Origin of the sequence: Dyadobacter sp. (genome assembly GCF_051859145.1) — a bacterium.
Taxonomy (GTDB): domain Bacteria; phylum Bacteroidota; class Bacteroidia; order Cytophagales; family Spirosomataceae; genus Dyadobacter.
In genome coordinates this window covers 1-13525 of record NZ_JBHYGF010000043.1, presented here as the reverse complement: position 1 = coordinate 13525, position 13525 = coordinate 1, and the positions used below count along the sequence as shown (strand labels likewise).

General features: G+C 45.3%; 13 protein-coding genes. 4 read left to right on the top strand and 9 right to left on the bottom strand.

What is annotated here, in order from left to right; genetic code table 11:
* Nucleotides 1-96 precede the first annotated feature (96 nt).
* The 4 genes from ACTIE6_RS03715 to ACTIE6_RS03700 form a co-directional block, all read right to left on the bottom strand.
* The gene (locus tag ACTIE6_RS03715) at nt 97-2277 is read right to left on the bottom strand and encodes a DPP IV N-terminal domain-containing protein (protein WP_439555342.1); all 2181 of its coding nucleotides are present in this window, start codon (nt 2275-2277) and stop codon (nt 97-99) included.
* Between the two features lie 54 nt (nt 2278-2331).
* Nucleotides 2332-2514, bottom strand: a complete 183-nt coding sequence (locus ACTIE6_RS03710; RefSeq protein ID WP_439555341.1) for an Arc family DNA-binding protein — start codon at nt 2512-2514, stop codon at nt 2332-2334.
* Nucleotide 2515: 1 nt separating this feature from the next.
* On the bottom strand, nt 2516-3286 hold the full coding sequence (locus tag ACTIE6_RS03705; protein WP_439555343.1) for an SPFH domain-containing protein: 771 nt from the start codon (nt 3284-3286) through the stop codon (nt 2516-2518).
* Between the two features lie 227 nt (nt 3287-3513).
* Complete coding sequence (locus ACTIE6_RS03700) at nt 3514-4962, bottom strand: TonB family protein (RefSeq protein ID WP_439555340.1); 1449 nt, start codon at nt 4960-4962, stop codon at nt 3514-3516.
* A 176-nt stretch (nt 4963-5138) separates the two neighbouring features.
* Between ACTIE6_RS03700 and ACTIE6_RS03695 the strand changes: the two genes are divergently transcribed.
* Both ACTIE6_RS03695 and ACTIE6_RS03690 read left to right on the top strand, forming a co-directional pair.
* Nucleotides 5139-6002, top strand: a complete 864-nt coding sequence (locus ACTIE6_RS03695; protein ID WP_439555339.1) for a UDP-2,3-diacylglucosamine diphosphatase — start codon at nt 5139-5141, stop codon at nt 6000-6002.
* Nucleotide 6003: 1 nt separating this feature from the next.
* Nucleotides 6004-7119: a glycosyltransferase family protein gene (locus tag ACTIE6_RS03690; protein ID WP_439555338.1), complete on the top strand. Its 1116-nt coding sequence runs from the start codon at nt 6004-6006 to the stop codon at nt 7117-7119.
* A 152-nt stretch (nt 7120-7271) separates the two neighbouring features.
* Here the strand turns inward: ACTIE6_RS03690 and ACTIE6_RS03685 are convergent, their stop codons facing one another.
* The 3 genes from ACTIE6_RS03685 to ACTIE6_RS03675 all read right to left on the bottom strand — a co-directional run bounded on the left by ACTIE6_RS03685 (nt 7272) and on the right by ACTIE6_RS03675 (nt 10633).
* A complete protein-coding gene (locus ACTIE6_RS03685) occupies nt 7272-8501 on the bottom strand; it encodes a serpin family protein (protein ID WP_439555337.1) in 1230 nt (409 codons plus the stop codon).
* 121 nt (nt 8502-8622) lie between these two features.
* On the bottom strand, nt 8623-10092 hold the full coding sequence (locus ACTIE6_RS03680) for an outer membrane beta-barrel protein (RefSeq protein ID WP_439555336.1): 1470 nt from the start codon (nt 10090-10092) through the stop codon (nt 8623-8625).
* On the bottom strand, nt 10064-10633 hold the full coding sequence (locus tag ACTIE6_RS03675; protein WP_439555335.1) for an RNA polymerase sigma factor: 570 nt from the start codon (nt 10631-10633) through the stop codon (nt 10064-10066). Before ACTIE6_RS03675 ends, ACTIE6_RS03680 begins: the two co-directional genes overlap by 29 nt.
* A 280-nt stretch (nt 10634-10913) precedes the next feature.
* On the opposite strand from ACTIE6_RS03675, the gene ACTIE6_RS03670 reads away from it, so the two are divergent.
* Nucleotides 10914-11210 carry a muconolactone Delta-isomerase family protein gene (locus tag ACTIE6_RS03670; protein WP_439555334.1) on the top strand — a complete coding sequence of 99 codons (297 nt, stop codon included), beginning with the start codon at nt 10914-10916 and terminating at the stop codon, nt 11208-11210.
* Between the two features lie 49 nt (nt 11211-11259).
* Here ACTIE6_RS03670 and ACTIE6_RS03665 read toward each other — a convergent pair whose 3' ends face one another.
* Nucleotides 11260-11745 carry a GAF domain-containing protein gene (locus ACTIE6_RS03665; RefSeq protein ID WP_439555333.1) on the bottom strand — a complete coding sequence of 162 codons (486 nt, stop codon included), beginning with the start codon at nt 11743-11745 and terminating at the stop codon, nt 11260-11262.
* Nucleotides 11746-11822: 77 nt separating this feature from the next.
* On the opposite strand from ACTIE6_RS03665, the gene purU reads away from it, so the two are divergent.
* On the top strand, nt 11823-12656 hold the full coding sequence (gene purU, locus ACTIE6_RS03660) for a formyltetrahydrofolate deformylase (RefSeq protein WP_439555332.1): 834 nt from the start codon (nt 11823-11825) through the stop codon (nt 12654-12656).
* A gap of 140 nt (nt 12657-12796) precedes the next feature.
* Here the strand turns inward: purU and ACTIE6_RS03655 are convergent.
* A partial coding sequence (locus tag ACTIE6_RS03655; protein ID WP_439555331.1) for a homocitrate synthase/isopropylmalate synthase family protein occupies nt 12797-13525 on the bottom strand: 729 nt, incomplete at its 5' end.

Below are 13525 nucleotides of genomic sequence, written 5' to 3'. Positions count from 1 at the left end.
CTAAGAAGCTTTACGGTAAATAAAGAGTTGACGATCAACAAAATAGAGCTGGATTCAATGCGAACCCAGCTCTTTTTTGTTGGTAAGTGGTTGAAATTACTTTGCTCCCGGAGGGCAGTTCTTTTTCAAATAATCGGTGAACAGGCTTCTCAAATGCGCCGATGTTCCTGCACCTTCGCTGATGCTGTGAGAGCGGTTTGGATAAGGCATGAATTGAAATACCTTATTGGCCTTGATCAATTCATTCACAAGCATTTCTGCATTCTGGTAATGGACGTTATCGTCGCCGGTACCGTGAATATAAAGCAGGTTGCCTTGCAGGTTTTTGGCATACGTAATCGGCGACCCTTTTACAAAATCCTCCCGGTTTTCCTGGGGAAGCCCCATATAACGTTCCTGGTAGATGTTATCATAAGTAAGCTGGTTGCCCACTGCTGCCACCGAAATGCCCGTTTTGAAATGCTGCGGATATTGGAAAAGCAGGTTTAGAGTAGAAGAACCTCCACCGCTCCAACCGTGAACAGCTACGCGCGAAGTATCAATAAATGCATATTTCTTGAACATCGCAACGGCCGCTCCGTCCATATCTTTGATGTTAATGCGACCAATGTTCTTGTAAATCGCCTTTCTCCATTTTGCACCTTTTGGCGAGGGAGTACCACGATTATCTACCGACGCGTAAATGTATCCGTCATCGGCCATGCTGCCATTATAAAGCCGGTTGCGGCCAGTTCCATAAGTGTCTTTTACCGTGCTTCCCGCAGGCTCTCCATATACTGTAAAAACAATCGGGTACTTCTTTGAAGCGTCAAAATTCGTTGGTTTTACCAGCCAGCCGTCGATTTCCACACCTTCATCAGTAGTTACCTTGAAAAATTCAATATCCAGTTTCGCAGCATTGATTTTGCTGGCCGATTGTGCAATGGAGTTGGCAGGATCAATGGAAGTATGTTTTGGCAGAGAAATCCATTCTGTCAGCGGCGATTTTTTTGCATTAGAAAAACGGTGCATTGCAAATTTGGCAAGCGGCGAAATCTCGTAAACGTGCGATCCCTGCTGATCAGCGGGCGTAATCCTTACCGGCTTTCCTTTTCCGTCGAGTGTTGTTTTATACAGATAGCTTTGCGTTGCATTGTCGGGAGAAGCAATGAAGTAATATGCATTGTTTTTCTCGTCGATGCGCACCGGATTGATCATATCAAAGTTTCCGACTGTGATCAAAGTTTCCTTTTTACCGTCGCGGCTCACGCGGTAGGTGTGGCGCCAGCCGTCTTTTTCACTTACCCACAAAAACTCTTTACCGCCATTTAGCCAATCCCACCCCATCGGGTCATTTTCCCATCGGCTTTTGATATCAATCCAGGCTTCGTCTTTTTCGGTGTAAAATGGTTTTGCAGAACCGTCAGTTGTATTAATGTAAAACAAAGTACTTTCATTTTGCTTGCGGTTAAGCTGCTGTATCACAAGCTCATTTGGCATTCCCGACCATTCCATTCTTGGAACATAGGTATTTTGTGGATCGCCCGGAATGTTCATCCATTTGGTTTGCGCACCTGCAATATCTACTACACCGATTTTATATGGAGAAGGAGTTTCGCCCACTTTCGGGTATTCAACAGGTACATTAAATGCGTAGATGGAATCCGTGGTATTGATCATTAAAAAGTTGCGGATCTTGGTTGCATCCAGCTGCCAGTAAGCAATGGATTTGCTGTCGTCGCTCCACCGGAACCCGTCACGGCAGTCAAACTCTTCTTCATAAGCCCAGTCGAAAGTACCATTGATCACGCGGTCGGTTCCATCTTTGGTCAGCTGCTTCACTTCGCCACTTTGCAGATTCTCGGCATATACATTGTGCTTGCTTACATAACCCACGTATTTTCCGTCAGGTGAAAACTTCCCGAACATCAATGAAGATTCAGGCAAGCCTTTGCCGAGCTGTTTCAAAGTTTTGGCAGTCATATCATAAACCCAGTAATCGCCGCGGGTATCGTATCTCCAAACTCTTTTTGAGTTGGTATATATCAAAACCTTATCGCCCGCCTTGCTCATTGTGTAGCTTCTGATCGTCAGCGGATTGCCGCCGGCGGGAGTTAGCTGCGCTTTTGAAACAATGACCTGGGGTGTATTGGAAGGCAGTGCCACTTCCACAATTTCATTCTCGCTTACATCGCGGTAACCGCTTCCGTCGGGCAGCCACTGAAAATTATCCGGGATTTGAGCAGATAGTTGGAGAGAGATTATGGCAAAAGCCAGAATCCTGATGAGGTGCTTCATGTTAGGATGAAAAATTGGTAAGACAACTATTGTAATGCAATGTTAACATTTTCTTTACTCTTTTCCTTCTGCACCTTCATTGCCCTGCTTCTTGCTCTTCCGCTGCTTTTTCAGGGCTTCGCTGAGCAGGTATTCGATCTGGCCGTTCAAACTACGGAAATCCTGCTGTGCCCAAACTTCGAGTTCTTTGAGCATATCAGGATTGATCCGTAAAACAAATGCCTTTTTTTCTGACATATCAGGGGTACAAGGTGCCAGCGTTCAAAATAGGCGTCGCTGCCTTTTCACCGCATAATACTACCAATAAATTACTTACCATCGCCGCTTTGCGCTCTTCGTCAAGTTCCACGATCTGCTTTTCGGAGAGCATTGCCAGCGCCATATCCACCATTCCCACTGCGCCATTCACGATTTGTCTTCTTGCAGCTACTACTGCCGAGGCTTGCTGCCTTTGGAGCATTGCACCTGCAATTTCGGGCGCGTAGGCCAGGTGACTGATCCGCGCTTCAAGCACCTCGATGCCCGCCCGGCTCAGCCGCTCGGTTAGCTCGCCTTCCAGCATTTCGTTGATTTTACCGCTACCGTCGCGGAGGGTAACTTCCTGTGCTGCCAGGTCATCGTCTTCCATACTGTCGTAAGCGTAAATGCCCGCCAAGTGGCGCACGGCTGCCTCGGATTGTATTTCTACATATTTTACATAATCATCCACCTCAAAGCAGGCTTTCACCGTATCGCCTACGCGCCACACCACCACAGCCGCGATTTCAATGGGGTTACCCAGCTTATCGTTTACTTTCAGCTTTTGTCCATTCAGGTTGCGCGCGCGCAGACTGATCTTCTTTTTCTTGTACAGCGGATTAACCCAGCTCAGTCCGTTCCGCTTGATGGTTCCCTGGTAATCTCCGAAAAATGTGGCCACAACCGCTTCATTCGGGTTAATTACCGTTAATCCGAGGACTTGAAAGAAGCCCGGAATAAACAAAATTACGCCAGGCAGCGAATTGTTCATTCCGGCCGAAAGGCCACCGCCGGCAAACATTAGCAACAAGCCGAGCCCGAGCATGGTAGCCCCTGATTCAGCACCTAGTTCTTTTTCATTCATAGCCTTGAAGTTGATATTAAATTGATATCACAATATTATCAATTTCGCGGTAGATGCCTTACAATTCAGTACAAAAAAAATCCCAAAACACTTGAATGGTTTTGGGATCGGATAAGTGGTTTTGGATGTAAGTATTACTCCATCTGGAAATTGATCGGCACGTTATAACGAACACGCACCGGCTTGCCACGCATTTCGCCCGGCTCCCAGTGCCCGTTCATCAATTTCACGACACGCAGCGCCTCTTTGTCTAATCCGAATCCGGCGCTCTTTTCGACCTTGTACTCACACAGGCTTCCATCTTCACACACCACAAATGAAAGCTGAACTCGCCCGGTAGCCCCGCGACGGGACGCCTCGGTAGGATATTTGATATTCGTTCCAAGGAACCTGTAAAATGCATTAAGACCACCTTTGAACTCAGGCTGAACCTGTGGCTCGGTGTACTCGCTTTTTATGCCATCGTGGTAGGCTATTCCTTTTTGTAATGCACCTTTTTCGTAAATTTCCTCATAGTGCAGCGTACTGTCAGCCCACTTACCCGTCCATTTGCCCACTTTGCTGCCCGCTTTAATGCGGCCATTTTCAGTGAGCCACTGTCCATTGTAGGTTTTTTCAGTTGCTTCCCAAATACCCTCACCATCTTTGGTAAGCTGCGTTCCATCTTTTTTCCAGGCATTGAGGTAGTAGGTTTGCGGAATTTCAGTGGGCTTGGCGCTCATCATTTCTGTGATGGATTTGATCTGCCCGTTTTCATACCATTTTACTTCCGTTTTTACGCTGTCGGTATAAAGTTGCATTTCGCGCACCATTCCATTCAGATCATACAATTTGTGCAGGTAAGCTTTGTTGTTGGCTCCATACTCCGTGTATTCGAGCAAGGTTCCATTCATCTGAAATGTACCTTCCGCAGCGTGGCTGGCCATATTCTGGTCTCTTGCAGTAATCGAATATACTTGTATGGAATCTGTGTTTGCAGGCAAATAATCAGATTTAAACCAGCCATTGTTCCTGGCGAATGCAGCTGTTCCCATTTGCTTCCATTTATTCCCCTGCCGGCTTTCGTACACAACATCCCGGGCCACAAACCCAGTCTCGTCCACCGGCAGGATTTTCCTGTACTCGGCCTTTTTCGGGTCGGAGGAAGGGGCATATTTCGCGTCATAGTACTCCACTATTTCTTTGGTAGTACTGTCAAAATTCGCTTGTGGTGCTATTTTGAAGGTTACCGGATATGAGATGGACTGCCTTACCGCTTCACCTTTTACGGTAGCTGGCTTCCATGCCTGGTAAAGTTTAAAGACGCGCATTGCTTCCTGATCGCAAAGCGGATCAATCCCGCGCGCTACTTCCACATTGCTTACACTTCCGTCCGTTTCCACCACCGCTCTTACATACACCCGCCCATTGATTCCTTTTACCGCACTTTTGAATGGGACTTGCAGGTTGGTGTTGATAAACTGGATCATCAGCGGGTTTCCGCCGGCCGGTTCCGCTGCTTTTTCCACTTCGTGCGGCAGGTGGATTTTTTGTGCAAATGCATTGAATGAACAGGCAAGAAGAAGGGTAAAAAGTGCTCTCATAGCTTTGTTTGTTGATTTTCCAAAATATAAATATCTAAGCTTTTTTCTTAATTAACCAATGGTGACGGGCAGAAATTGTATAACCTTATTTGTAGAAATAGTTTTTGATATAAAACTTAACTCACTGATAAACTGCCAGTAACATCCAGGTAACATAAAATGAGAAAATTTGTATCATGGGAGATACAACTCACTTTCGCACAATCATCATTTCTGACCTGCATTTAGGCGCCGGAGGTTCCAAGGCAGAGGAGGTGACCAACTTTTTGAAGAGCTATACCTGCAAAAAGTTAATTCTGAACGGAGATATCATTGATGCGTGGCAGCTCAAAAAATATGGTGTATGGAAGCGAAAGCACACGATGTTCTTCAAAAGGGTGCTTAAAATGATTGAGGAGCACAAAACAAAGGTGATTTATATCCGGGGTAACCACGACGATTTCCTCGACCAGATCATTCCGCTCCGGCTGGGAAAGCATTTCCAGATCAGAAAAGATTACATTCTCAACTCTGGTACGCAGCGTTTTTACGTAACCCACGGCGATGTTTTTGACTCCATTACCACGCATTTGAAATGGCTGGCTTACCTGGGCGACATCGGTTATACCTTTTTGCTTTGGGTAAACAAATTCTATAACAGATACCGTGAATGGAGGGGCTTGTCCTACTATTCACTGTCCCAAAGGATCAAACAATCCGTAAAAATGGCGGTTAACTACATGACCGACTTCGAGGAAAAACTGACAGAGCTGGCACGCTCCCGCAGCTGCGACGGTGTAATCTGCGGCCACATTCATCATCCCGCGATCCGCGAAATTGACGGAATTATGTACATGAATTCAGGTGACTGGGTAGAAACGCTGAGCGCACTTGTGGAGGATTTCGATGGGAACTGGAGCCTGCTTTACTATGATCAGCAGGATATAGTTCAAAAGCCGGTGAAGACGAAGGCCAAGGTTATTACTGAAAACTTCAAGGTTTCTGAAAAACAGGTTGCATTTACAGGCTTGCCAGCAAGCCCTAACCAACGCTTTTTTTGATATGAAGATCCTGTTTATGGTACAGGGCGAAGGCAGGGGGCATCTTACCCAGGCTATTTCGCTTGGACAAATACTAAGATCAGCCGGTCACGAGATCGTGGGTGCGCTGGTTGGAACTTCTCCCGGCCGGCAAATACCGGCCTTTTTTAATGGAGCTATACAAGCGCGCGTACTGCATTTTGACGCGCCTAACATCATTTACAAAGCGGAGGGCGGAGGAATGAACCTGCAACGGACTTTATACACGCATTTGGCAAATATTCCCAAGTACCTGAAAAGTCTGCAAAAAATACATCAGTCTGTCCGGGAAATTCAGCCGGACCTGATCGTCAGTTTTTACGATACTTACGGCGGGTTGTATAACCTGATATACAGATCCGAAATACCGATGGTTTGTATTGCGCATCAGTATTTGCTCCTGCATCCCCGTTTTGTTTTTCCTGAAAAAAGTAAGCTTAACCGGTTTTTGATCAATCTTAATTCAAAATTAACTTCCTGGTTTGCTACAAAGCGGCTTGCATTGTCGTTCAGGGAAATACCGTCGCGGCCGGATCTTAAAATCACAGTTACGCCGCCGCTTCTGAGAAGGGAGATTGGCCGGTTAATTCCTAAAAAAGGCGACTATTTTCTGGTGTATATGACGCACCACAGCCTGAGCAGACAAATTATAGCTTGGCACCAGGAACATCCCGAAATCAGGCTGCATTGTTTTTGGGACAATCCGAACGTTTCTGATGAATTTGATTATGATGAAACACTTACGTTTCACCGGATCAATAGCGAAAAATACCTGGATATGCTCGCAGGTTGCCAGGCGCTGGTTACCACTGCCGGTTTTGAGTCAGTTTGCGAGGCTATGTACCTCGGCAAACCCGTGATGATGGTGCCGGTTCCCAATCATTTTGAGCAGGAATGCAATGCGATAGATGGTGTGATTTCGGGTGCGGGGGTAACTTCAAAAACCTTTGATCTGTCGATCCTGCTGGAATACCTCCCAAAACACATTGACCAGTCAGTCAAATTCCGCACTTGGTACCATAGTGGGAAAGCCACATTTTTGAAGGAAATAGAAGCATTTGGTACCGATCAGGCCGAGAAAGTCGCGGCAGAAGTATAGGTAGCTTTGCATTTATTTTTCGGTTGCGACAGCAAACAAAATCGTCCGAAAGCAAGGCTCTCGGACGATAACGCACCCCGAAAATGCCGACATGGCCGGCATTTTTTATCTTTGATATTCTAAGTGTCTGATTTTGAAAGGTTCACTTAATATTATTTGCTGTCCGGATTTTTAATCCTTCCCATAAACAAGATCGTATTCGATGTATTTTCGCTGATGATGATTCCGAATGGCCGGTCGCAAATGAACTTCGGCTCTTCTGGACCCATAGATGTAGTCGACATTCCAATGGATGTTACAGCCGCTGCTTCCGTTCCTTTTTCATCAATTCCCAGGTAGGTATCCTGTTTTACAAAGTCTACCTTTAGCTTCGTATCCCGATTTATCTTTCCAAATTCGGCTCCGTTTGTAAATGCTCTTTTAATCCCCATTTGCTTTAAAGTACCCGACAGAAAAGTTGAATATTCCATCTTAAATCTGGGTAAGCCAACTTTTATATTGCTGGTATTGGTCCTGGAAGCGATCGTTTTCCATTTGTCTGCATCCAATCCTGATAATATCCCGTCAATCTTAGCACTACCTTTTGGAAGCAGAATGGTCATACTAAACTGGCCATTTCCGTATGGAAGCTTCACCGCACTGTAATTGGCATCGCCATCGGTAGTGAATGCGCCTTTTACATTCATCATTTTAACCGTTTTTACAGAACCGTCCTCCAATGTAAAAGGAGCGTCTGCTGTTTCTTTCGGGTCAAACTTTGCTTTCCAGTCACCTTTGAAGTACAATGCATTCAGCAGAAACATCACGTGATCAGGCTGTATCTGCTCGATCACTTTCCTGATTTTTCCATTGGTTTTATCACTTGCCCATTGGTTAATCCTGCCGGCAGCAGTTGCGTCAAATGGTAAGCCGGTTATCTCCGCATGAAAAGAATCCCGGAGTACACTCTGGAAATCCGGTGCGACATTGAAGCCGGTTTTATACCAGATCGAATTAGCGAGGCCTAATGTAACCCTTGAATCCGCAACAGGCAGATCATTGATTAAAGTCTGATATGCCTTGTTCAGGTCGGACATTGACACACCCTGCATTTCAAGCGATTGCTGAATCTCCTGTGCCGTTTCACTTTCAGCTCCATTCAGCAGCATTCCCAGCGCCATATGCAAACTCAATGGCGATACGAAGAAGTTATCCTCCGGTTGGGTTTTTTGAAGGTTATGTAAAAAGCTAAAGGCAAACCTGCTTGATCCATCTGCTACTTCGACAGGAATGATCACAGGATTAACTTCATTGGAAGGGTTGACATCTTCCTCGCCGGTGCAACCTACCAGAGCAGAAGCTGCCAGTAGGAATGCTAAAAGTGACTTGGTCAAGATTTTCATGGCTAATAGATGTTAAAGTAAGCGAAGGAACAGATTCAAGAAAAAAGGCTCCCTTTCAATGCATCAACACTTTTTCAGATTCAAAAACCTTTGCGAAGGTTGGAAGAGGGTTCGAACTATTTTAAAATGAATACCTCACTCCCCACGATACACCGTACAAATAAGGACGCGCATCCAAAGTTTGATTGGACCTGAAACCGGATGAAACTGCTCTTTGGTAAGAACCCGTCAGACTGGCCTTCCATTGGCTGGAAAGACGATAGTTAAACCGCAGACCTGTAGTAGCAGCCCAGTTCATGCTTTTGTATATCTCGTCACTAGCTTTTGTCGTAATAATCTCTCCCGACGCTGCTTCCAGTTCATTACTCAGGAAAAAATTCGCCATCATACCACCCAGAAGCGAATAGCTCAGTTTTCTGTCAGGCGCAAGGGTAAAACCCGCTTGCACGGGCATTTGCAGGTACTGATAATTATTGCTTACATTTTTCGCTACATCAATATATATAGCCCCGTTGTTGAAATTTTTGTCCGCAGAGAAAGATGGTTTATTGGAAGCATCTGCCAATGCATTTTCGAGCACATTGGCCGACTGGCTATATGCATTCAACAGATAGCCGCCGCCATCATATGATGAATTTCCTTGTAAGTAGCTAAGCCCAAGCTCCACAGACCAGTGTTTGGAAAGCCGTACTCCGCCTTGTGTTTGTAATGCATACGAAACCCCGGCTTCACTGGATCCGGTTGTGGCTTTTGTCCGGGAAAGTGCCTGGTAAGAAAAAGCCTGCGGAGTCTGTTTAACCTGCACATCGGGATTAAATGAAGCGGGCATTACGCCAATTCCGGCCCAGTATTCGGTATGTTTTTTCGGTTTGATTTCTTCTTCTGCAATTACCTCGGGTTTGAAGAAAACATACCTTTTTTGGAAATGCACATCAAGATCATTGTAAGAGCGGCCAGCCAGCATATCCAGTGCCATTCCTTTTTCACCAGTATTATTTTGGGCCAAAAGCGCAGGTTCCTGCTGCAAAGTAGTAGCTGGTAAGCTTGCTGCATTGTTTTGCTCAGTAGCGAGTGGCTGCTTTGAAACAGCATGATCAGCTAACTCAGGTGCATCGGATTGAGCCGATCGTGCAATACCGGTTTTCCGTCTTGAAGCAGAAGATCTGCGCGTAGGGGAGCTCGCAATTGCTTTATTTTGATCAGAAAGCTTTGTTTGCTGTTCAGGTGAATGCTCCTTATTGCCAGCAATTGCATGATCATTTCCGCTTTCGGTACTTAAAGTGCTGGAAGCCGCATTATTCTGAGCAGGCACTTTGGCCGACTCTGTTGCTGCAAAATTATTTCCGTTGTCAGCCTTTTTAGCATCTGAAAACCACATTTCTGCACCTACGACCAGCAAAGCAGCAACAGATGCGGCAACAAGCCACAGCTTTTTCGACTGCCACCAAAGCGGAAGAACTGCTCCTTTCTCATTCTCCTCGTCGAGCCGCGCTTCTATACTCTCCCAGATAAATTTCGGGGGAGTTTCAGAAGCATCGCTCAGCGCCTTTCGCCACTGTTCTTCAAAATTGTTTATTCCGGACGGATCCATCGTCAAATCTTGTTTCCTTGTTCAATTTTTGTTGAAGGAGCGTTCTTGCCCTCGCATACTGCGATTTGGAAGTTCCTTCTGAAATGCCCAGTTTTTGAGCTATTTCATTGTGTTGATAACCCTCAATAGCGTAGAGGTTAAAGATTGTCTGGCAACCTGGCGGCAACTCCCTGATCAGCTCTAATAATTGCTGCATCTGGAAATTACCTAATGTAAATTCCTTGTCCGCTATCCCGTTAAGGTGGTAATCAATGTCATCCAGATCTTTCAGGTACTTTTGCTGCCTCAGGTGGTTGAGCGCGGTATTTACTACAACCGAGCGCAGCCAGTATTCCAGTGGACTATCTGCCCTGAAAGAATCTATATTCTCATATATTTTTATAAAAGCATCCTGTAAAACATCCTCCGCGTCAGCCCGGTTCTTGGTATACCGAAGGCAAATAGCAAACAACTTTCCCCCAAAAACATCATATAGCTGCTTCTGGGCGGTTCGGTTGCGCTGTTTACAGCCTCTCACCAGTTCCTGTTCGTTAAAGGTCATCCGAAGGTTGGGGGTGCTTCGTTCGGTTTATCATTTTAAATCAGCACCCTTACCCAAAGGTAGTCGAATACTGCTTCGATTTGGCTGGGTTTGAAATACTGAAAACAGCAGTCAATACATAACACGACACGAATTGCGTTTGGAAGGTTGCAAGGCACTGGCCGGATTTTTCAGAATATTCGTATGTTATTTTGAGGAACTAATAACCGGTGCATATCATTTTATAATCAGATAACACACAAGAAGAAAGGTATTTGTTGTAAACCTAACTTTATCACCTATGAGCCAATATATGGTTGAAATACAACTTCCGGCGGTGCTTACGGAGGATTTCACGGCAAAAATACCGGCACAGAAGAAGAAGATCAATGAACTTATGGAAATGGGACGAATGATGTCCTACGCATTGTCAGAGGATTACTCCCGATTATGGTGCGTTGTCAGGGCGGACAGTGAATTTGAAGTAATGTCACTCGTGTCCGAGTTTCCGCTGATTGATTATATGGATCCGAAAATCACGAAGCTGATGTTTAATAATGTTGTTGCTTTGCGACTGCCGATGTTTTCTTTGAATTAACCTGGTAATAATGCTATTGTTGAAGGCTTTCCAAATAGGAAAGCCTTTTTTATAACTTCTTTTCAAGCATGCGCAGGATCTTGTTCAATCCGTCCGCATCGGCCTGGCTAAAATCATCCAGCTCGTCGCTATCTACGTCCAAAACCATTGCTACCGTATCATTCCGGTGAAATACAGGCAAAACGATCTCAGACTTTGACGCAGAACTGCAAGCAATGTGTCCTGGAAACTGCTCAACATCAGGAACAATGATCGTTTCTTTTCTTGAATAGCTTGCCCCGCAAACACCTTTGTGAAAAGGTATCCGTGTACAGGCAATTGGCCCCTGATAAGGACCGAGTACGAGCTGGCCTTCTTTTGCAATGTAAAATCCAACCCAGAAAAAGTCGAAAGCCTGCTTCAATGCGCCTGCTATATTGGCGAGGTTGGCAGTGAGGTCACTTTCATCTTCAATCAGTGCTGCAATTTGTGGAATGAGCGCTTTGTAGGCACCGGCGCGGTCGGTATCAGCTGGTATAATCAGTTCTTCTGCCATTGAATATCGAATTATGGAAATTAGCTAACAGAAATTTTCAGATATTGGTTACCGGATTAGACAGTAAACAAAGCTAAATGATTCAAAAACATATTCTTTTAATGGACGGCCCCGACCATAAGGGGCTGATTTACCAGGTAACCCGCATTCTTTTTACACATAATCAGAATATCATTCGAAATGACGAATATGTGAGCCCGTCAAGGTACTTCTTCATGCGGACGGAATTTGAAGGGGAAACAGATGTAAACGAATTGTTGAAAACTCTTCAAAATGAGCTGCCCGCCGGCCTGAACCTGCGGATCAATCCAAAGAAAAAGAAGGATATTGTCATTTTGGTAACCAAAGAACATCATTGTCTCGGCGAGCTGCTGATCCGCTACGCATTTGATGAACTGGACGCGAATATCCTGGCTGTGGTCAGCAATTATAATAAGTTACAGCCGCTTGTAGGGAAATTTGGTATTCCTTTTCACTTCATTTCACATGAGGACAGGTCGCGCGAAGAGCATGAAGAAGCAATATTGCGGACTTTAGATGTTTACCGGCCCGAGTACCTGGTGCTGGCCAAGTATATGCGCATTATCACGCCCGAATTCGTTGACCATTTTCCCAACAAAATCATCAACATTCACCATTCCTTCTTACCTGCATTCATCGGAGCAAATCCTTACAAGCAAGCTTACGAGCGTGGTGTCAAGATCATAGGCGCGACGGCGCATTTTGTAAACAGCGATCTGGACGAGGGACCGATTATTGCGCAGGATGTGAAATCAGTGGATCACCGGCAGACTTCTTCGGATATGGCGACACTAGGTAGGGACACTGAAAAAGCGGTTTTGTCGAAGGCGCTGAAACTGGTTTTTAACGACCGCGTTTTCATTCATAACAACCGTACAATTATCCTTTAAACAAGAAAAAAGCCCTTAGTCAGAATCACCGAGGGCTTTTTGCAATCTGATGGATGTTATTGAATATGTAACATTACAAAATTTTCTTTAAAACATCAAATTCAGATTCAAGGAGTTAAGCATTTCTAAGTATATTCTAATCAGGCAGGAATAGCAGTTTTTGCTAAATCAACCAGGTCAGCGTCATTTACCTCTTTTTTCAAATCGGCTACTTCCAGAAAACGCGTATACAGTTCATCTAAACTTTGTTTCTCGAAGCTGAATCCAAGGAGTTCGAAACGGTGTTTTAATGCGTGACGACCACTTCTTGCCGTCAAAACAATATCCGACTTATCCACGCCTACATCCTGCGGGCTCATGATTTCATAAGTCAGATTATTTTTCAAAAATCCATCCTGATGGATTCCCGATGAATGCGCAAATGCATTGCGGCCCACGATTGCTTTGTTTGCCTGCACCGGCATACGCATCATTTTAGACACCAGCTGGCTAGTGGGGTAAATAAATTGCGAGTTAATGCCAGTTTCCAGTCCAAGCTCATCCTGGTGCACGCGCATTGCCATCACTACTTCTTCCAGGGAGGTATTACCCGCACGCTCACCGATCCCATTGATAGTAACCTCCACCTGGCGGGCACCTGCGGAAATCCCTGCAAGGGAGTTGGCAGTTGCAAGCCCAAGGTCATTGTGGCAATGGATCGAGATAGTGGCTTTATGAATATTAGAAACGTGTTCAAATATGTACTTGATTTTGCCGCCGTATTGTTCAGGGAGGCAATATCCGGTTGTATCCGGAATGTTAACCACAGTTGCGCCCGCGCCAATTACTGCTTCAACAAGCTGGGAAAGGAATACCAGGTCAGCGCGGCC

What these genes read in the sequence shown, in the direction of transcription:
- ACTIE6_RS03715 (WP_439555342.1), bottom strand. Translation starts at nt 2,277, where the DNA reads ATGAAGCACCTCATCAGGATTCTGGCTTTTGCCATAATCTCTCTCCAA.
- ACTIE6_RS03710 (WP_439555341.1), bottom strand. Translation starts at nt 2,514, where the DNA reads ATGTCAGAAAAAAAGGCATTTGTTTTACGGATCAATCCTGATATGCTC.
- ACTIE6_RS03705 (WP_439555343.1), bottom strand. Translation starts at nt 3,286, where the DNA reads ATGAACAATTCGCTGCCTGGCGTAATTTTGTTTATTCCGGGCTTCTTT.
- ACTIE6_RS03700 (WP_439555340.1), bottom strand. Translation starts at nt 4,962, where the DNA reads ATGAGAGCACTTTTTACCCTTCTTCTTGCCTGTTCATTCAATGCATTT.
- ACTIE6_RS03695 (WP_439555339.1), top strand. Translation starts at nt 5,139, where the DNA reads ATGGGAGATACAACTCACTTTCGCACAATCATCATTTCTGACCTGCAT.
- ACTIE6_RS03690 (WP_439555338.1), top strand. Translation starts at nt 6,004, where the DNA reads ATGAAGATCCTGTTTATGGTACAGGGCGAAGGCAGGGGGCATCTTACC.
- ACTIE6_RS03685 (WP_439555337.1), bottom strand. Translation starts at nt 8,501, where the DNA reads ATGAAAATCTTGACCAAGTCACTTTTAGCATTCCTACTGGCAGCTTCT.
- ACTIE6_RS03680 (WP_439555336.1), bottom strand. Translation starts at nt 10,092, where the DNA reads ATGGATCCGTCCGGAATAAACAATTTTGAAGAACAGTGGCGAAAGGCG.
- ACTIE6_RS03675 (WP_439555335.1), bottom strand. Translation starts at nt 10,633, where the DNA reads ATGACCTTTAACGAACAGGAACTGGTGAGAGGCTGTAAACAGCGCAAC.
- ACTIE6_RS03670 (WP_439555334.1), top strand. Translation starts at nt 10,914, where the DNA reads ATGAGCCAATATATGGTTGAAATACAACTTCCGGCGGTGCTTACGGAG.
- ACTIE6_RS03665 (WP_439555333.1), bottom strand. Translation starts at nt 11,745, where the DNA reads ATGGCAGAAGAACTGATTATACCAGCTGATACCGACCGCGCCGGTGCC.
- purU (WP_439555332.1), top strand. Translation starts at nt 11,823, where the DNA reads ATGATTCAAAAACATATTCTTTTAATGGACGGCCCCGACCATAAGGGG.